The sequence below is a fragment of the Yoonia maritima genome (assembly GCF_003003285.1).
Lineage (GTDB): Bacteria > Pseudomonadota > Alphaproteobacteria > Rhodobacterales > Rhodobacteraceae > Yoonia > Yoonia maritima.
This window is the reverse complement of the sequence record NZ_PVTP01000009.1, coordinates 67,878-85,812: the sequence shown is the minus strand read 5'-3', so window position 1 is coordinate 85,812 and position 17,935 is coordinate 67,878. Positions and strand designations below refer to the sequence as shown.

Annotated in this window: 27 protein-coding genes; all 27 read right to left on the bottom strand. The window is 52.7% G+C overall.

Annotated elements, in window-relative coordinates:
- A complete protein-coding gene (locus CLV80_RS13240; RefSeq protein WP_106358409.1) occupies window positions 1-1,278 on the bottom strand; it encodes an amino acid ABC transporter permease in 1,278 nt (425 codons plus the stop codon).
- A 153-nt stretch (window positions 1,279-1,431) separates the two neighbouring features.
- On the bottom strand, window positions 1,432-2,451 hold the full coding sequence (locus tag CLV80_RS13235; RefSeq protein ID WP_106358408.1) for an amino acid ABC transporter substrate-binding protein: 1,020 nt from the start codon (window positions 2,449-2,451) through the stop codon (window positions 1,432-1,434).
- A 217-nt stretch (window positions 2,452-2,668) separates the two neighbouring features.
- Window positions 2,669-3,379 carry an ATP12 family chaperone protein gene (locus CLV80_RS13230; protein WP_106358407.1) on the bottom strand — a complete coding sequence of 237 codons (711 nt, stop codon included), beginning with the start codon at window positions 3,377-3,379 and terminating at the stop codon, window positions 2,669-2,671.
- A gap of 1 nt (window position 3,380) precedes the next feature.
- Complete coding sequence (locus tag CLV80_RS13225; protein WP_106358406.1) at window positions 3,381-4,046, bottom strand: HAD-IA family hydrolase; 666 nt, start codon at window positions 4,044-4,046, stop codon at window positions 3,381-3,383.
- The gene (locus tag CLV80_RS13220) at window positions 4,039-5,094 is read right to left on the bottom strand and encodes an RluA family pseudouridine synthase (protein ID WP_106358405.1); all 1,056 of its coding nucleotides are present in this window, start codon (window positions 5,092-5,094) and stop codon (window positions 4,039-4,041) included. The genes CLV80_RS13225 and CLV80_RS13220 overlap by 8 nt, the downstream gene beginning before the upstream one ends.
- Window positions 5,091-5,468: a fluoride efflux transporter CrcB gene (gene crcB / locus CLV80_RS13215; RefSeq protein ID WP_106358404.1), complete on the bottom strand. Its 378-nt coding sequence runs from the start codon at window positions 5,466-5,468 to the stop codon at window positions 5,091-5,093. Before crcB ends, CLV80_RS13220 begins: the two co-directional genes overlap by 4 nt.
- Window positions 5,469-5,499: 31 nt before the next feature.
- Window positions 5,500-6,810: a replication-associated recombination protein A gene (locus CLV80_RS13210; RefSeq protein WP_106358403.1), complete on the bottom strand. Its 1,311-nt coding sequence runs from the start codon at window positions 6,808-6,810 to the stop codon at window positions 5,500-5,502.
- Between the two features lie 84 nt (window positions 6,811-6,894).
- Complete coding sequence (gene rplQ, locus CLV80_RS13205; protein ID WP_106358402.1) at window positions 6,895-7,314, bottom strand: 50S ribosomal protein L17; 420 nt, start codon at window positions 7,312-7,314, stop codon at window positions 6,895-6,897.
- A 135-nt stretch (window positions 7,315-7,449) separates the two neighbouring features.
- Complete coding sequence (locus CLV80_RS13200) at window positions 7,450-8,466, bottom strand: DNA-directed RNA polymerase subunit alpha (protein WP_162617680.1); 1,017 nt, start codon at window positions 8,464-8,466, stop codon at window positions 7,450-7,452.
- A gap of 112 nt (window positions 8,467-8,578) precedes the next feature.
- The gene (rpsK, locus tag CLV80_RS13195; protein WP_090194871.1) at window positions 8,579-8,968 is read right to left on the bottom strand and encodes a 30S ribosomal protein S11; all 390 of its coding nucleotides are present in this window, start codon (window positions 8,966-8,968) and stop codon (window positions 8,579-8,581) included.
- A gap of 14 nt (window positions 8,969-8,982) precedes the next feature.
- The gene (rpsM, locus tag CLV80_RS13190; protein WP_106358487.1) at window positions 8,983-9,351 is read right to left on the bottom strand and encodes a 30S ribosomal protein S13; all 369 of its coding nucleotides are present in this window, start codon (window positions 9,349-9,351) and stop codon (window positions 8,983-8,985) included.
- A 250-nt stretch (window positions 9,352-9,601) separates the two neighbouring features.
- A complete protein-coding gene (locus tag CLV80_RS13185) occupies window positions 9,602-10,246 on the bottom strand; it encodes an adenylate kinase (protein WP_106358400.1) in 645 nt (214 codons plus the stop codon).
- Window positions 10,243-11,583, bottom strand: a complete 1,341-nt coding sequence (gene secY / locus CLV80_RS13180; RefSeq protein WP_106358486.1) for a preprotein translocase subunit SecY — start codon at window positions 11,581-11,583, stop codon at window positions 10,243-10,245. Before secY ends, CLV80_RS13185 begins: the two co-directional genes overlap by 4 nt.
- Before the next feature lie 124 nt (window positions 11,584-11,707).
- Window positions 11,708-12,181 (bottom strand): 50S ribosomal protein L15, encoded by a 474-nt coding sequence (rplO, locus tag CLV80_RS13175; protein WP_106358399.1) that lies wholly within the window; start codon window positions 12,179-12,181, stop codon window positions 11,708-11,710.
- A gap of 229 nt (window positions 12,182-12,410) precedes the next feature.
- Window positions 12,411-12,635, bottom strand: a complete 225-nt coding sequence (locus CLV80_RS13170) for a DUF1127 domain-containing protein (protein ID WP_106358398.1) — start codon at window positions 12,633-12,635, stop codon at window positions 12,411-12,413.
- Window positions 12,636-12,927: 292 nt separating this feature from the next.
- Window positions 12,928-13,365, bottom strand: a complete 438-nt coding sequence (locus CLV80_RS13165; RefSeq protein ID WP_106358397.1) for a GFA family protein — start codon at window positions 13,363-13,365, stop codon at window positions 12,928-12,930.
- A gap of 174 nt (window positions 13,366-13,539) precedes the next feature.
- Window positions 13,540-13,728 (bottom strand): 50S ribosomal protein L30, encoded by a 189-nt coding sequence (gene rpmD, locus CLV80_RS13160; RefSeq protein WP_090194856.1) that lies wholly within the window; start codon window positions 13,726-13,728, stop codon window positions 13,540-13,542.
- Window positions 13,729-13,740: 12 nt separating this feature from the next.
- Window positions 13,741-14,319, bottom strand: a complete 579-nt coding sequence (gene rpsE / locus CLV80_RS13155; protein WP_106358396.1) for a 30S ribosomal protein S5 — start codon at window positions 14,317-14,319, stop codon at window positions 13,741-13,743.
- 113 nt (window positions 14,320-14,432) lie between these two features.
- On the bottom strand, window positions 14,433-14,798 hold the full coding sequence (gene rplR / locus CLV80_RS13150) for a 50S ribosomal protein L18 (RefSeq protein ID WP_106358395.1): 366 nt from the start codon (window positions 14,796-14,798) through the stop codon (window positions 14,433-14,435).
- 11 nt (window positions 14,799-14,809) lie between these two features.
- A complete protein-coding gene (rplF, locus tag CLV80_RS13145) occupies window positions 14,810-15,343 on the bottom strand; it encodes a 50S ribosomal protein L6 (RefSeq protein ID WP_106358394.1) in 534 nt (177 codons plus the stop codon).
- A 9-nt stretch (window positions 15,344-15,352) separates the two neighbouring features.
- Entirely contained in the window at window positions 15,353-15,745 is a 393-nt protein-coding gene (gene rpsH, locus CLV80_RS13140) for a 30S ribosomal protein S8 (protein WP_106358393.1), read from the bottom strand.
- A 12-nt stretch (window positions 15,746-15,757) separates the two neighbouring features.
- A complete protein-coding gene (rpsN, locus tag CLV80_RS13135) occupies window positions 15,758-16,063 on the bottom strand; it encodes a 30S ribosomal protein S14 (protein ID WP_045997898.1) in 306 nt (101 codons plus the stop codon).
- Window positions 16,064-16,083: 20 nt separating this feature from the next.
- A complete protein-coding gene (gene rplE / locus CLV80_RS13130; RefSeq protein ID WP_106358392.1) occupies window positions 16,084-16,647 on the bottom strand; it encodes a 50S ribosomal protein L5 in 564 nt (187 codons plus the stop codon).
- Window positions 16,647-16,952 (bottom strand): 50S ribosomal protein L24, encoded by a 306-nt coding sequence (gene rplX / locus CLV80_RS13125; RefSeq protein ID WP_090194839.1) that lies wholly within the window; start codon window positions 16,950-16,952, stop codon window positions 16,647-16,649. Before rplX ends, rplE begins: the two co-directional genes overlap by 1 nt.
- A gap of 2 nt (window positions 16,953-16,954) precedes the next feature.
- On the bottom strand, window positions 16,955-17,323 hold the full coding sequence (rplN, locus tag CLV80_RS13120) for a 50S ribosomal protein L14 (protein WP_106358391.1): 369 nt from the start codon (window positions 17,321-17,323) through the stop codon (window positions 16,955-16,957).
- 80 nt (window positions 17,324-17,403) lie between these two features.
- Window positions 17,404-17,634 (bottom strand): 30S ribosomal protein S17, encoded by a 231-nt coding sequence (rpsQ, locus tag CLV80_RS13115; RefSeq protein WP_106358390.1) that lies wholly within the window; start codon window positions 17,632-17,634, stop codon window positions 17,404-17,406.
- A gap of 3 nt (window positions 17,635-17,637) precedes the next feature.
- Window positions 17,638-17,844 carry a 50S ribosomal protein L29 gene (gene rpmC / locus CLV80_RS13110; RefSeq protein ID WP_090200179.1) on the bottom strand — a complete coding sequence of 69 codons (207 nt, stop codon included), beginning with the start codon at window positions 17,842-17,844 and terminating at the stop codon, window positions 17,638-17,640.
- Window positions 17,845-17,935: the final 91 nt, after the last annotated feature.

Sequence of the window (17,935 nt, the reverse complement as noted above, 5' to 3'; positions counted from 1 at the left end):
TTAGCGCTCCGCGAGTTGAGTTGAACGGTTGTAGTAGTTCATGCCGCCAGAAATCACCAAAGACAGAGCAAGATAGAAAGCCCCCATCAACAGCATGCCTTCAAGCTCGCGACCGGTTTGGTTGATAGTAATGCCGCCAAGCGTGGCGCGCACATCCATGTATCCGACCGCAATTGCCAGCGATGAGTTTTTGGTGAGGTTCAAGAACTGCGAAATTAGCGGCGGGATGATGACCCGCATCGCCTGCGGCAAAATCACAAGGTTCATCGTGCGGCTTGGTTGAATACCCAGCGCAGCTGCGGCTTCTGACTGCCCCTTCGAGACCGCCAAGATACCAGCACGAACGATTTCCGCGATAAATGCACCTGTGTATAGCGACAGTGCAAACCAAAGCGCGATCAACGAGTTCCGAAGGTGGATACCCTCAGTAAAGTTAAATCCTTTTAGGTAAGGCGATACTATCGTCGCGCCCAAAAGGAACAGAACGATCCCAACGGGAATAATCAACAGTCCAAGTCGTTGATACCAGGTCGTTGGGCGCTCGCCAGTTGCTTGTTGAATACGGTCTGCACGTTGGCGAACCAGCCGCATTGCAAAAAGGCTGAGACCAAGTGTTCCAAGAACCAGAAGCCAATCCAGCCCACCAGATGCCACAGCAGCGGCACCTTCAACAGGTGCAACAGCTTCTTCGCCGCTTACCGAATTCGTAAAGCCTATCCGCGGAATCCAAATGCCGCGGTTCGTTACCGCTACGTTATCGCTGAAATACATGCTTTGCGTTGCGTTTTCACCTCGGAATTCGCGCGGCTGCGGCATACTTTCTGACATCACAGCGCCAATCAGCAGGATCCAAATCAAAAGCGGTACGTTGCGAAAGCCTTCGACGTAAACGGCCATCAGTTTGCTTACGACCCAGTTTTTCGACAACCGTAAGACGCCCACGAACACACCGATAATCAAAGCTGCAATACAGCCAAGAAATGCCACCAACAGCGTATTCAGAATACCAACCAATGCGGCACGTCCGTGCGACATCTGGTTGTTATACTCTATTAGCTTTTGGTTGATGTCATAGCCCGCTGCGCTATTCAGGAACCCAAAATTAAAGTCCTTACCCAACGCATTGAGGTTGTTCACTGTGTTGTTTCCCAACCACCAGAACGCAGCGACAATCAGCGCCAATGCAATTACCTGGATGGTGATGGATCGATAACGTGTATCGTAAATAAGCTGGCTTAGCCGAAAACCCGGCTTAGGCGGGTCGGTCAACGTCGACATATATTTATCTCCCGGTGCGTCCTGATATAGGCCGCGTGCGCGTCAGTTAATCTGACTGTCATCACGCGCAGGATACGCATTTTTATTATTTAGCGTGGTCGCCATTGGGTAAAGGGCCCGGTTAAAAACCGAGCCCTTCGCCGTTTTCAGTTCTTAACGGAAAGGCGGAGAGTAGATCAAGCCGCCATCTGTCCACTGTGCGTTCAGGCCACGAGCCAGACCGATCGAAGTGTTTTCACCGATGTTGTTGTCAAACAATTCGCCGTAGTTACCACCAGCAGCGATTGCGTTCTTCGCCCAGTCAGCATCCAGACCCAGTTGCGCGCCCAGTTCACCTTCGGTGCCCAGCAGACGGTTAACTTCAGGGTTGTTACCCGGAGTCGCAGCAAGCTCTTCGATGTTTTCTGAGGTAACGCCCAGCTCTTCGGCTGTGATCAGTGCGTTCAGTGTCCAACGTGCGATATCACCCCATTCGTTGTCACCGTGGCGAACAAGCGGGCCGAGTGGCTCTTTAGAGATGATTTCAGGCAGCAAAACGTGGTCAGCAGGGTTTTCGAAAGTCGCACGTGTCGCAGCCAGACCAGATGCGTCTGTTGTGTACACGTCACAAGCACCAGCAAGGTACTGCTGTTGACCTTCAGCGTTTGTTTCGATTGGAACCGGCTCATAGCTGATGTCGTTGACGCGGAAGAAGTCAGCAAGGTTCAGCTCTGTGGTTGTACCAGTTTGGATACATACAGTTGCGCCGTCCAGTTCTTTAGCAGATGTCACGCCAAGCGCTTTTGGTACAAGGAAACCTTGACCATCATAGTAGTTCACGCCAACAAATTCGAACTTCAGATCGACGTCACGGCTCATTGTCCATGTTGTGTTACGTGCGAGAAGATCGATTTCGCCGGAAGCAAGCGCTGTGAAACGTGTCTGGCCAGTTGTTGGAACGAATTCCACTGCAGTAGGATCACCAAAGATTGCAGCAGCGACCGCGCGGCATACGCCAACGTCGAAACCTTCCCAGACGCCTTCAGCGTCAGGTGCAGCAAAACCAACAAGACCAGTTGTAACGCCGCAGTTCAGCGAGCCACGTGCTTTGACATCGTCCAGTGTCGCCGCAGAAGCCATACCGGCAGTCAAGCCAGCAACAGTCAGCGCGCCGAAGAATACGGTTTTTTTCATTTTTACCTCTTCCTGAGTTTCCACCCCTAACAAGAGGGGCGGTATTTTATCCCGTCCTATTGGACAGTGTGGTGAATGAGAAAAGGAGTCCCCTCTCAATGACGCTAGAGTGTGCGGAATCACGCAATGAGGTCAAGGGTCACAAATAGAAAACCCTAGGCAAACGCTGCCAAAACAGGCAGTTTTCCTGCCAATCAGACCGAAACAGGACAATTACCTAGCGACGGCAAAGCTCATAAAACCGCGCGGCGTCCATAAATGCGGCGCGCTTGGTCAATTCTAGTGCAGATGCTTCATCATCTTCACCCCATTGCTCAATTTGCCAATGTTCATCGATGCGCGAAACCATCCATGCGTGATCGACGGTAATCGCTTTGCGGGTTACAGCCAACGCCAAAACCAACGATCCCGATATACTAATCAGGTCATGTGCTGCAGCTAATGAAAATTCATCGAAACTCTCGACCTCGGCCCGTAATCGCGCCAAAGTATTTGGATTTTGCGCCACGTGCATAACGCCTTCGCCGACAGCGAGCCGTGCATCCAGCGATTCGGCCGCCCAATCTAGGATCGGATCCCAGTGTTCTGCCTGCCGCGCAATCAATGCATCCGGCCCTGCGGCACGGTAGCAAAGCAAATCACTATCACCGTATTCTGACAATAGCGCCGCGACTTCTGCATGTTGCGTGCGAACCTTATCAATTGCAGCATTTGCACCGCGCGTTAGCGGCATTGTCACGGGATCGACGGTTTCGATTTGTGCATCCCACTCGGCGGCGATTGCTTCGGCCATCGATAGGGTCGGCACAGTCAACGCTGCTTTCGCTGGGGTTTTCACGCCCCGTTCATCCAGCAGCACGGTAAAACCGCCGTCACATTCAGTCGCGGTCGCTGTTTTCCAGAAACGTTTTGGTTTCCAATCGCTCATCTTAGTGTCCTGCTAGTTCGTCAACGGCGCCGGGCAACGCGCCAAATTCGTGGATAAGGATATCAGGCATCAGCAAATCAGCCGCATGATACCCCCAGCCAACGCCAATTTTTGCCACACCAGCGGCGCGCGCCATATCCATGTCATACGTGGTGTCGCCCACCATCACGGCACGGTTCTGGACAACACCTAATTCATTCATCGCCGTTAAGATCATCGAAGGGTTAGGCTTCGACGGATGATGATCAGCGACTTGCTCACTGTGAAAGAAACCTTCCAGCGCATGCCGTTCTAACAGTTTGTCCAAACCACGCCGCGACTTTCCTGTCGCCACGGCTAACAAGGTGTTGTCCTGGGCTGCAAGAGCATCAAGCACGGCGCGAGCACCGGGATACAAAGGACCGTGGTCCGCATTCTGCGCACGCTGGGTACTGAACGCATCCTTATAGCCTTCGACCAAACGGGCTTGTACCGCCTGATCGGAATCAGGGCATAATCTGGCGAACGCCACATCGAGCGAAAGCCCAACAATAGAAAGCACATCTGAACGATCAGGCATTGCGCGACCTTCAGCCGCAAACGCATGCGTCATCGCGGCCAAAATCTCGGCCTGACTGTCGACAAGCGTGCCGTCGACGTCGAATATTACAAGGCGTAGATCACTCATCCGGCATATTGAACGGATCGACAGGGGCGTGCCCCACGACCCAACCCACGAAATCCCATGTGTTTTGCATATGCTCTGGCAGTGGCGCAGTGATATGCAGCGTCGCACCCGTTTCAGGGTGTTCAATCGTCAGTGAACGCGCATGCAAGTGCATCTTGCGGCCAATTTCGCTGCCCATACCAGCGCCCCAGCCATCACCAAGGTTTTCCTGACCAGAGCCACCGTATTTCCCGTCACCGATAATCGGATGCCCGATCTCGGCCATATGCGCACGAAGCTGGTGAGTACGGCCCGTGATTGGCACCAAAGCACACCACGAAGCACGTGACGCCAGCGTGTCCATCACAGCGTAATCCGATGTCGCGCGTTTCGCGCCTTCGGTGCTGTCCACTTCACGCGGATGCACGCAGCGCATCTTTTCGTTTTCGCCACCACGGCCATGACCGCCAGATTTGACCAAGCCGTATTTGATCGTGCCGGCACGCGGATGCGGAACGCCGGCAACAGCTGCCCAGTAAATCTTACGGGTTTCGCGGTGCTTCAGGTTTTCGGTCAGTTTTTTCGCCATCATGCGTGTACGCGCCAGCAACAACACACCAGACGTGTCCTTGTCCAAACGGTGCACAAGGCGCGGCTTTTCGTCATAACCAAAGGTCAATGCCTCGGCCATGCCGTCAACATGGCGGCTAGTGTTCGTGCCGCCCTGCGTTGCCAAACCATGCGGTTTGTTGATCGCAATGATATGGTCATCTTTGTAAATCACACATGACTGGATCAGCTTGGCGTCAGCCTTGGTCACGCCCTGCTTGGCCAATGACCGCAATGCGTCCGCTTCTTCTTCAGTTGGCAGCGGTGGAATGCGGACTTTCTGCCCAACTTCAAGCCGAGTATTTGATTTCACACGGCCGCCATCCACGCGCAGCTCACCCTTGCGACACATCTTTTCGATGCGCCCTTGCGTGACATGCGGGAATAGTCGCCGCAAATAGCGGTCTAACCGTTGGTCGCCGTCGTCCGGGCCGATAATTTTTGTCTGTACGCCGCTCATGCTATGGCCCACCGTGTTAGGGCCATACCGGCCATGATTGCAATTAGTCCGACCAGCACCGTGCCGATCACATAGGCTGCTGCGTGAACGACTTGTCCACGCTCAAATAATGTCACTGCGTCCAAAGAAAACGCCGAAAACGTCGTAAAGCCGCCCAGCATCCCCGTCATAAGAAGTGGCGCAAAACGCATGCCGCCCTTATGCGCCAAAACGACAACCATAACGCCCATCAGAAACGACCCCAGCACGTTCACAGTAACTGTGCCCCATGGAAAACCTATCCCGGTCAACCGAGTTGCCGCGATGTTTACGCCGTACCGCCCAACAGCGCCAATCGCGCCACCCAGAGCCACTGAAATTACTGGTGTCATCATGTGTGTGCCTTGGCCTGTTCGCCTGCGGATGTCAATTCTTGGCTCGCTTTGCCCGCAGGCCAGCAAAGTAGTCTACGCGCTTTTTCAACTCTCGTTCAAACCCACGATCAACGGGCGTATAGTAAACACCGCGTTTCATACCATCGGGGAAATAGTTCTGCCCCGAAAACGCATCTTCTGCGTCATGGTCATAGGCATAGCCTGCGCCAAAGCCCTGCTCCTTCATCATCTTGGTCGGCGCATTGATAATATGACTCGGCGGTGGGGTAGAACCCGTGCTTTTCGCGGCAACTACAGCGGCCTTATACCCGACGTACGCGGCGTTCGATTTCGGTGCCAAGGCGACATAGACCAGCGCCTGTGCAAGGGCCAGCTCGCCCTCTGGGCTGCCGATACGTTCGTAGGTATCCCACGATTGCAAACAAACCGCCTGCGCTTGCGGATCAGCAAGCCCAACTTCTTCGACAGCCATACGGGTAATGCGGCGCGCGAGATACCGAGGGTCCTCCCCGCCAGCCAGCATACGCGCAAACCAATAAAGCGCGGCATCAGGGTCAGATCCCCGCACAGATTTATGTAACGCGCTAATCAGATTGTAATGTTCTTCACCTGACTTGTCGTATTTCACAGCACGCTTCATCAAACGTTTGGTCAAGTCGTCGGTAGAAAGCTTACCGTCGACCTTCCACGCCGCGACCTGTTCAATTAAGTTCAACAGCGCACGGCCATCACCATCTGCCATCTCTAGCAGTGCTTCGCGCGCGTGACCATCGAGCGGCAACCCGCGGTCCAAGTCCTTCTCAGCACGTTGTGCAAGGCGTTCAAGATCAGCAAGGTCAAGCCGGGTCAGGATCAACACCTGCGAACGGCTTAGCACCGCAGCGTTCAATTCAAACGACGGGTTTTCGGTCGTGGCACCAACTAATAAAATGGTACCGTCTTCCATGTAAGGCAGAAACCCATCTTGCTGCGCTTTGTTAAAGCGGTGAATCTCATCCACGAATAACAACGTACCCTTACCATTTTGGCGACGTAGCTTGGCAGCTTCGAATACTTTCCGTAGGTCCGGAACCCCGGTGAAAATCGCGCTGATCTGGACGAAATGGAGGTCAGTTTCATCCGCCAGCAAACGTGCAATTGTCGTCTTACCGACGCCCGGCGGCCCCCAGAAAATCAAAGACGACAGCGATCCAGATGCCAACATCGTGCCCAATGGTGCGTCAGGCCCAAGAACCTGTTCTTGCCCAATGACATCGCCCAACCGCTGTGGACGTAAACGATCGGCCAGCGGGCGCGGGCCAGCGGGTATATCAGTAGGAGCGGATGTGAATAAGTCAGCCATGAAGCGAACATATGCCTTATCTCAAAAAGCGAAAGCCCCGCGATACCGCGAGGCTTTGCAAAATCTCAACGAAATGTCGGGAAATTAATCTTCGAGAGCTTCGAACTCAGCCAGACGTGCTTTGTCAGCAGAACCTTTAGCATCAACATCGCGGTCAACGAATTCAATGATCGCCATTGGCGCCATGTCACCGTAACGGAAGCCGGCTTTCATGATGCGGATGTAACCACCCTGACGGTCTTGGTAGCGTGGCCCCAAGATTTCGAACAGTTTCGCTGTGTGCATTTCTTGCTTCAGGCGTGCGTTTGCCTGACGGCGTGCGTGCAAGTCACCACGTTTTGCAAGTGTGATAAGCTTTTCAACAATGCGGCGAAGTTCTTTCGCTTTTGGCAATGTTGTTTTGATTTGCTCATGTTCGATGAGCGAGCCAGCCATGTTCGCGAACAGCGCTTTGCGGTGCTCGTGTGTACGATTCAGGCGGCGGTAACCTCGTGCGTGACGCATTTGATAGTCTCCATTTTGTTTTATGATGGGCCTGCGCTGCGATGACGCCTGCTCCGTTAGTGGGACAGAATTGTCCGAGTATTCCCAGCCCGTGCTGGCATTTGTGCGGATGGGCCCGAAGGCCCACCCAAATTCTTAGAACTGATCTTCGAACTTTTTCGCCAGATCTTCGATGTTATCCGGCGGCCAATCCTCTACGTCCATGCCAAGGTGCAGCCCCATGCCTGACAGTACTTCTTTGATTTCATTCAAAGACTTACGACCAAAGTTAGGTGTGCGCAGCATTTCTGCTTCGGTTTTCTGGATCAGATCACCGATGTAGACGATGTTGTCGTTCTTCAGGCAGTTTGCTGAACGGACAGACAGTTCCAGCTCATCCACTTTCTTCAGCAGAAGCGGGTTGAACTCAAGACCGTCATCGTCTGCACCAGTAGAAGCAGATTCAGGCTCGTCGAAGTTGACGAAGATAGACAGCTGATCCTGCAGAATACGTGCTGCGTAAGCAACCGCATCGTCAGGTGTGATCGAACCGTCTGTTTCGACTTTCATCGTCAGCTTATCATAGTCCAAAACCTGACCTTCACGGGTCGGCTGAACGTCATAGCTCACTTTTTTCACAGGCGAATAGATCGCGTCGATAGCAATCATGCCAATCGGTGCGTCTTCTGGTTTGTTCTTGTCTGCAGCAACATAGCCCTTACCGGTATTCACGGTCAGTTCCATGTACAGATCAGCGCCATCATCAAGGTGACAGATAACGTGGTCTTTGTTCAGAACTTCGATCCCAGCAGTTTCTGAGATGTCAGCAGCTGTCACAACGCCAGGGCCTTTGGCCTGAACGGACAAACGCTTAGGGCCTTCGACTTCCATACGGATCGCGACGCCCTTGAGGTTCAGAACGATGTCAGTGACGTCTTCACGTACACCGGACACGGAAGAGAACTCGTGCAGGACGTTGTCGATCTGCACAGCAGTAATCGCAGCACCTTGCAACGAAGACATTAGTACGCGACGCAGCGCGTTGCCCAATGTCAGACCAAAGCCACGCTCGAGCGGTTCAGCAATCACTGTTGCCTGACGCATCGGGTCGTTACCCGGTTTAACTTCCAATTGAGTTGGTTTAATCAACTCAGCCCAGTTCTTGTGGATCATGTGTCCCTCCATTCCTGTCTGCCTTCATGTCCAAAAGGCAAACGCCCGAGGTTTCAAAATGACGTATTGGGGCCGCGCAATAAATACACGACCCCAAAGCGTTTGGGTGAAATTAGACGCGGCGGCGCTTTGGTGGGCGGCAACCGTTATGTGCCATTGGTGTCACGTCACGGATCGATGTGATGTTAAAACCAGCAGCAGCCAGTGCGCGCAGAGCGCTTTCACGGCCAGAACCAGGACCCTGCACTTCGACTTCAAGCGTTTTCACGCCGTGATCTTGTGCTTTCTTGCCTGCATCCTCAGCAGCCATCTGAGCAGCATAAGGTGTCGATTTACGCGACCCTTTGAAGCCCATTGTGCCAGCAGACGACCAAGAGATCGCGTTGCCCTGCACATCGGAGATGAGGATTTTTGTGTTGTTGAAAGAAGAGTTCACGTGAGCAACGCCAGCGGCGATGTTCTTGGAGACCTTCTTTTTGGTGCGTTTGGTATCACGTGCCATCTGTCAGATCTCCCTTATTTCTTCTTACCAGCAATGGCCTTTGCAGGGCCCTTGCGTGTACGTGCGTTTGTTGATGTACGCTGCCCACGAACAGGCAGGTTACGACGGTGACGCAGGCCACGGTAGCAGCCAAGGTCCATCAGACGCTTGACGTTCATTGTGACTTCACGACGCAAGTCACCTTCAACTGTCAGGTTCGCGTCGATGTACTCGCGGATAGCCAATACTTCGGCGTCAGACAGTTCGTTAACGCGACGTGTGCGGTCAATTTTGACCGCTTCACAGATTTCTTCAGATTTGGCAGGGCCAATTCCGGTGATGTAGGTAAGGGCGATTGGAACCCGCTTTGCAGTCGGGATGTTTACGCCGGCAATACGTGCCACGTGTGCAATTCCTTTTGGTTGCGGGTCCGTCATTCCAGACCCTTTTTTCACAACGCAAGCCCGAAGCGATGTGCCCGGGCTTAAGTCATATCGAGGTGGTGGATGGCTTCACGGGTGCGACCCATTAACCATCTATTGATTCCCGTTCGGGATGGCGTTGTTTAGGGGGCATTTCCTATCGGGTCAACCCACCCAAGTTGCAGCGATAGATTTTCTAGAAAATCCATCTGTGGCGTAAATTTCTAGAAATTTACGCCAGCGCCGCTGAAATGCTTTTCGCCACTTCATCCATGCTGGCCAAACCATCCACGGATTTCAGATCGCCTTTGGCATAGTAGTAGCCGACCAATGGGCTGGTCTGCTTATAGTACGCCATCAAACGAGTACGCAGGCTTTCTTCATTGTCATCGGCACGACGTTGGAAATCAGACGCACCGCAGTTGGTGCACTTGTTGTCCGCTGGGATTGGCTTGGTGTTGTCGTTATAGACCTCACCACACTTCCCACATGTCGAACGAGCAGTGATGCGATCGACAAGCGCTTCGTCATCAACTTGCATTTCAATGACCGAATCGAGGTTCTCGCCCATGTCCATCAGCAAACGACCCAGCGCATCAGCCTGCGCCAATGTGCGCGGGAAGCCATCAAAGATGTAACCGTCGGCACCATTGTCAGCTTCTAGCTGCTCCCGGATCAAGCCGATTACGATTTCGTCGGTGACAAGATTGCCTGCATCCATAACGGCTGCGACTTTCTTGCCCATTTCAGTCCCGCTGGTCCGCGCGGCACGTAACATGTCCCCAGTGCTTAGTTGCACCATGTTTCGTTCTTCAACAAGCTTGCGTGCTTGTGTTCCCTTGCCCGCTCCGGGCGGTCCCAGCAGAATAATGTTCATCGACGCGAAGGCCCCTTACGTTTGTTTGCACTACGTTTACCACGCAGCTGTGACTTCTCAATCAGACCTTCGTATTGATGGGCGACGAGATGCGACTGGACTTGTTGGATCGTATCCATCCCAACTGACACGATGATCAGCACTGACGTACCACCAAAATAGAATGGAACGGACAATTGCGCCCGGATGATCTCTGGCAGCAGTGCCACAAGGGCAAGATAGCCAGAACCAAGCACAAGAATGCGGGTTACAACATAATCCAAATATTCAGCCGTTTTCTTGCCTGGGCGAATGCCCGGCACGAAGCCGTTTTGGCTTTTTAGGTTTTCGGCAACTTCATCGGTCTTAAAGGCAACTTCGCGCGTGTAGAAATACGTGAAAAACACGATCATGCCGCCAAAGAATATCAGATAGAGCGGCTGACCGGGACCAAACAACGCCAAGATCGTCGACATAACTGGTCCAGATGTACCGCCACTGAACGTGCTGATGGTTGTTGGAAGCAACAGCAACGCAGACGCAAAGATCGCAGGAATAACGCCGGCAGGGTTTACTTTGATCGGCAAGTGGCTCGACGATCCATCATACACCTTCATACCTCGCTGTTGACGCGGGTACTGAATGTGGATTTTCCGTAACGAACGTTCCATGAATACCACGAACAGCAAAACCACACCAACCATCAACAGAATGCCAATAATTGTCAGTGGGCTGATAGTGCCCGAACGACCTTGGGCAAGAAACTGCGCCATTGCTGCGGGAATTTCAGCGATAATACCAACGAAAATGATCAAAGAGATGCCGTTACCAATCCCGCGGGATGTGATCTGTTCGCCGATCCACATCAACAGCATTGTGCCGCCGACAATAGTGATCACACATGAGGCGCGAAAGAAGAGCCCCGGATCAGTGGCAAAACCACCAGCCTCAAGGCCAACAGACAGACCATAGGCCTGCACGGTTGCAAGGAACACCGTGCCGTAACGCGTGTATTGCGTCAGCTTACGACGACCTTGTTCGCCTTCTTTCTTAAGGTTTTTTAGCGGCTCCCACATAGAGCCCAGCAACTGCATCACAATGGACGCAGAAATGTAAGGCATGATACCTAGGGTAAAGATCGCCATACGTGATAATGCCCCACCGGTGAACATCGACAGAATGCCGCCAATGCCGCTGGATGCCTGGGTCATGAAATCACGCAATGCGATAGAATCAATACCGGGAACAGGGATATAAGTACCGAGGCGGTAAACCATCAGCATCCCGATGGTAAACAGAATGCGCTGACGCAGTTCCGTTGCCTTACCGAACGCGCTCCAACTAATGTTCGAAGCCATTTGCTCTGCTGCAGAAGCCATTTGAGTCTCTTTTCATGCTAAACGCCGCCAGACGGTTTCCCGTTGGCGGCGTTTGGGAAAACTTGAAAGAATATGTAAGCGACGTTACCGCCGCTCACAAGCCTTACTCAGCCGCGGCGACAGTTGCGACAGTCAGTGAACCGCCTGCTTTTGCGACAGCTTCTACAGCGCCCGCAGACGCACCAGTAACGACGATTGTTGCTTTGGCGGTAAAATCGCCCTTAGCAAGAACGCGAATACCGTCTTTTTTGCGACGAACCAGACCTGACGCGATCAGCGCATCTTCTGTGATGTCTGCTTTGATGTCGATCTTGCCTTCGTCGATGAATTTCTGGATCAGGCCAAGGTTTACAACAGCAAATGCCTTGCGGTTCGGTTTGTTAAAGCCACGCTTAGGCAGACGCTGGTAGATTGGCATCTGGCCGCCTTCGAAGCCTTTGATCGCTACACCAGAACGTGACTTTTGACCTTTGATACCACGGCCACCAGTCTTACCCATGCCGGAACCCGGACCACGGCCAATGCGTTTCTTGCGTTGCGTTGCGCCTTCGTTGTCGTGAAGTTCGTTCAGTTTCATGTCGCTTCTCCTTTTGCCGGAACTGACCCCCAGCGACGGGAGCGGTCAAACACGGCGTTAAAATTGAGTCGGGTCAACGTGATCCGACCAGCGGCGTATAGACGGATGGTGACGCTGGATCAAGTAGGCACAGCAAACACAACTCCTGGGCGCGCGCATTTGACGCGCAAATAAAAACGCCGGACGATTTCTCATCCGGCGTCTATACTCGTTATATGTTACTAATAAGTTATGCGTCGCCGTATGCTGCTTGCTTAGCCACATCGCGGATCGCGATACGTGCCACACCAATATCGTCTAGGTCACGGTCAGACATGCTATTCAATTGACCGAATACTTCGCGATAAACCGCGCGACGCGCGCTTGCAGCTTTGAAGCCTGCAATAGTGTCGTTAACCATGCGACCAAACTGATTGTTGGTTGCGTTCTGTAGATTTGCGTTTGCGTAAGCCATTATATTTTCCTTCTCGAGCGATGCCCATTTAGCGCTGCGGTCAGCGCGGGGGCGTTGAATTCCTTGACCTCAAGATAGGCGCTTTGGAGCCATGCAACAAACGCTCGTACGGAATTGCCGCTATGCAGCATTGGAATGCCGCAACTGCAGCATAATATCGATTTAAAGTAACAAACGGAATGATCCGAACACACACTGTCCAAATATGTTCTCAGCATTGGCTGCATATGCAGCACTCTAAGATGATCTCACCCGAACTTTTCAGTCTAAAAAGTCCGGGGTCCGACCATGGCTAGCTAGGCTTTGGCCAAACGAAATCTGCCCGTAACGCGTCACTCACTGGGCGCCCGTCTGTCGGCCGTGCTTCACCAGTCGCAGGATCATAGAACGCATGATATGTTGCGGCTGGAAAAGACGCCTCATAGCCCATTAAGTTTGGCACAATTGCGCGTATCCGGCTTTCTTTGTCATCGAGCATGATCGGCGCACCGCAGTCTGCGCAGGTACATAATTCGAGCGGTCCATCAGGGTTAGCTGCGTTGAATGGCTGTCGGTTCAGCCCTGCGGATTCATCAACCACAAGATCTCCATGCTTAAAGAAAGCAACGTGGGTGGTCGGCTGACCAGTAACACCCTTACAAACCGAACAATGACAAGTATGGTTATCGATGGGGTCCGCGTCAGAATAAGTCTTAATATGATCGCAGCCCCCTGAAAGTTTATGAGACATCGTTTCCTCCTCCAATACGCTATGCACGCAAACCGCGCGCACGACGAGATCGGAGCACACCCACTCGATTCGAGCGATACGGACTTTAGGATTAGGTCAAACGTAAAAACGCCCCCGGTTTCCCGAGGGCGTTTTAAATCATTTCAACGAAACCCAGACTAGCCGGGCGAGGCGTTAGCCTTTTTCTTCGATGATTTCGACCATGTGGCTGATCGAGTTAACCATGCCGCGAACAGAAGGAGTATCTTCCAGTTCTTTCGTACGGTTCATTTTGTTCAGGCCCAGACCGATCAGCGTAGCACGCTGTTTGGCGGGGCGACGGATGGGCGAACCCACCTGCTTAACAACAATCGTTTTTGCCATTGTTCAGGTTCCTTACGCGTCTGCAGCTTCAGCAGTGGCGGCAGCAGGTGCTTCGTCACGCTTTGGCAGGATGTCAGCAACCTTTTTGCCACGACGCTGAGCGACGTTGCGTGGGGATTGCTCTTTAGAAAGGCCATTCATAGTGGCGCGGATCATGTTGTATGGGTTCTGCGAACCGATCGACTTAGAAACAACGTCCTGAACGCCGAGCATTTCGAAAACAGCACGCATTGGACCACCGGCGATGATACCGGTACCAACTGGGGCTGTACGCATAACAACTTTACCGGCGCCGTGACGGCCTTCGATATCGTGGTGCAGTGTCCGGCCGTCGCGTAGAGCAACGCGGATCATCTGACGCTTAGCTTGCTCAGTCGCTTTGCGGATCGCTTCAGGTACTTCTTTCGCTTTACCTTTACCGAAACCAACGCGGCCTTTTTGGTCGCCAACAACAACAAGTGCTGCGAAACCAAAGCGCTTACCACCTTTTACGGTTTTAGATACCCGGTTGATTGCGACCAGACGGTCAGCAAACTCAGGAGCTTGTTCTTCACGGTTGCGGCCGCGGCCGCGGTTTTCACGTTCTGCCATATGTGGCGTCCTTTTATGAATGGTGCATAGCACCGATTTTGTCGATCGCAGTGCCTTTGCAGGCCTCGATCATCGAGAGGGTCCCGAACATGTCCGGGACCCTCTACGCTGTCTTAGATCTTCAAGCCACCTTCACGTGCAGCCTCGGCCAGAGCCTTGACTTTGCCGTGAAAGAGGAAACCACCACGGTCGAAGTAAGCAACTTCGATGCCAGCTTTCTTCGCGCGTTCTGCGATTGCAGCACCCACTTTTGTAGCAGCTTCGATGTTGTTCTTGCCAACCACGCCCAGTGCTTTTTCGAGAGACGAAGCAGACGCGATTGTCACGCCTTTGACGTCGTCGATCAGCTGGACGCTGATGTTTTTGTTCGAGCGGTGAACTGACAGGCGTGCACGCCCTTGGTTCGCTGTAACGCCCTTGATTTTGTTCCGAACGCGCATGCGGCGCTTCAGAAACAGAGTTCTTTTGCTGTTTGCCATCTGTGCGTTCCTTACTTCTTCTTGCCTTCTTTGCGGAAGATGTATTCGCCTTTGTACTTGATGCCTTTGCCTTTATAAGGCTCTGGCTTACGCCAAGCGCGGATATTTGCCGCGACCTGACCAACAAGTTGTGCGTCGATACCTTCCACTGTGATTTCGGTTGGCTTTGCAGATGTCACGGTAACACCCTCTGGCACTTCGAAATTCACATCATGGCTGTAACCCAATGACAGTTTTAGGACTTTGCCCTGCATCTGTGCACGGTAACCAACACCCGATAGCTCAAGCTCTTTCTTGAAGCCTTCGGAAACGCCAGTCGCAAGGTTCGCAACCATTGTGCGGCTCATGCCCCACTGCTGGCGCGCGCGCTTGGATTTGCCGCGTGGTTCTACAGTAACAACGTTACCATCAACAGTGATGGTGACGTCGTCTGTGGCTTTAAAAGTCTGGGTCCCTTTAGGGCCTTTAACTTCTACGGTTTGACCTGAAACCGAGGCAGTAACGCCTGCGGGCAGCTCAACCGGTTTTTTACCAATACGAGACATGTTATCCCCTTAGAATACAGTGCAGAGCACTTCGCCGCCAACATTGGCCGCACGTGCGTTTGCATCCGACATCACACCCTTAGAGGTGGAGACAATCGACACACCCAAGCCCTGACGGACAGACGGGAGGTCATTTGGACCCATGTAAACGCGACGGCCAGGCTTAGAAACCCGCTTCACTTCGCGAATAACAGGAGTACCCTCGTAGTACTTCAGTTCGATTGCAAAAGCGGGGTGACCGTCTTTGCCATCTTTTTTAGCGTAACCGCGGATGTAACCTTCGTCAGAAAGTACGTCCAGAACCCAACCGCGCAGTTTAGAAGCCGGTGTTTCCACCGCTGCTTTGCCGCGCATTTGGCCGTTACGGATGCGTGTTAGCATATCACCGATAGGATCGTTCATCTTATGCTCTCCTTACCAGCTCGACTTGACCATGCCAGGAATTTCGCCATTGGAACCAAGGTCCCGCAGCGCGATCCGGCTGATCTTAAGTTTACGGTAGTAGGCGTGTGGACGCCCGGTGAGCTGACAACGGTTGTGAAGACGCGTTGCAGAAGAGTTGCGTGGCAATTTTGCCAGCTCAAGGGTTGCCTTGAAACGCTCTTCTACGGGCTTCTCTTTGTCGTTGATGATCGCCTTCAGCGCCGCGCGCTTTTCAGCGTACTGGGCCACCAGCTTTTCACGCTTAACTTCGCGTGCGATCATGGATTTCTTAGCCATTTCTAATCTCTCCCTAACGCTTAGCTGTTGAAAGGCATGTTGAAAGCTTTCAACAATGCTTTTGCTTCAGCGTCAGTGTTCGCTGTGGTGCAGATGACGATGTCCATGCCCCAGTTCTCATCGATTTTATCGAAGTTGATCTCGGGGAACACCAGGTGCTCTTTTAGGCCAGTGGCATAGTTGCCGCGACCGTCAAAGGATTTGCCAGATACGCCGCGGAAATCGCGGATACGAGGCATAGCAACTGTGATCAGACGATCCAGGAATTCGTACATTTTATCGCCACGCAAAGTTACCTTTGCACCAAGCGGCATGTCTTCACGAACGCGGAAACCAGCGATTGATTTCTTAGCGCGTGTTGTCATGGCCTTTTGACCAGCGATAGTGGACAGATCTTCCTGAGCGGATTTTGCTTTCTTGCTGTCACGGACAGCTTCTGCACCGCAGCCGATGTTCAGAACAATTTTGTCCAAACGTGGGATCTGCATGTCGTTCTTATAACCGAACTCTTCTTTGACCGCTGCGCGGATCTTAGAAACGTATTCAGCCTTCAAACGTGGGGTATAGTTTGCGGTATCAAGCATTAGATCGCATCCCCTGTTGTCTTGGCGAAGCGCACTTTGTTGTCGCCATCCATACGGAAGCCAACGCGAGTTGCTTTGCCATTTTTGTCAACGATAGCCAGGTTTGACAGTTGGATCGGCATCGCCTTTGGCGTCCGGCCACCTTGTGTCGCCTGAGATTGCTTCACGTGACGAACAGCCATGTTTACGCCGTCTACGATTGCTTTGCCTGATTTCGGGTCGATGGACGAGATAGTGCCCTTTTGACCTTTGTCTTTACCGGCAAGAACGATCACGTCGTCACCTTTACGGAGTTTAGCAGCCATAGTTACAGCACCTCCGGAGCAAGCGAGATGATTTTCATGAAGTTTTTCGCACGCAGTTCGCGAACAACTGGGCCAAAGATACGAGTACCCATTGGCTCACCAGCGTTGTTCAGGATGACGGCAGCGTTGCTGTCAAAACGAATTGCTGTGCCGTCTTCACGGCGAACTTCTTTTGCGGTGCGCACGACGACGGCCTTACGGACGTCACCTTTCTTTACGCGGCCACGTGGAATGGCTTCCTTCACCGATACTACGATAATGTCACCGACACTCGCGTAACGACGATGTGAGCCACCCAGAACCTTGATGCACTGAACACGGCGAGCGCCGCTGTTGTCAGCAACATCCAGATTGGTCTGCATCTGGATCATTTGGTTTCCTTCCGACCTATGAGGTATTCCCGATTTCCGTCCGGGGCCCCAGGGTTTCGATTAAACTGTTGGTGTACGTCTTAAGACGCGATCACTTCCCAGCGTTTCGTTTTCGACTTCGGTGCGCATTCTTGAATGCGTACTTGGTCACCGACGTTGAATGCGTTCTTCTCATCGTGCGCCCGGTATTTCTTGGACTTACGAATAGTTTTCTGAAGCAACGGGTGCTTGTAACGACGCTCTACAGATACTGTAACTGTCTGTTCGTTTTGGTTGCTTGTAACAACCCCAGCTAGGATACGCTTAGGCATAGATTAAGCCTCCGAAGCAGCGGCAGCTGCTTTTTCGTTCAGAATTGTTTTTACTTTGGCAGCGTTGCGGCGTGCAGCGCGGATACCAGAAGTGTTTTCAAGTTGGCCTGTGGCCTGCTGAAAGCGCAGGTTAAAGGATTCTTTTTTCAGGTTCACCAGCTCTTCACGGAGCTGATCGGGCGTTTTATCCCGCAGTTCATTGGCGTTCATGCCATTTTCCTTTTTCAACATCACCGGTAGGCCGCACATAGGCGTGACCCGATTCCCGGTGGAGTGGGTGTAGAAGTGCGCCGTTTAGACC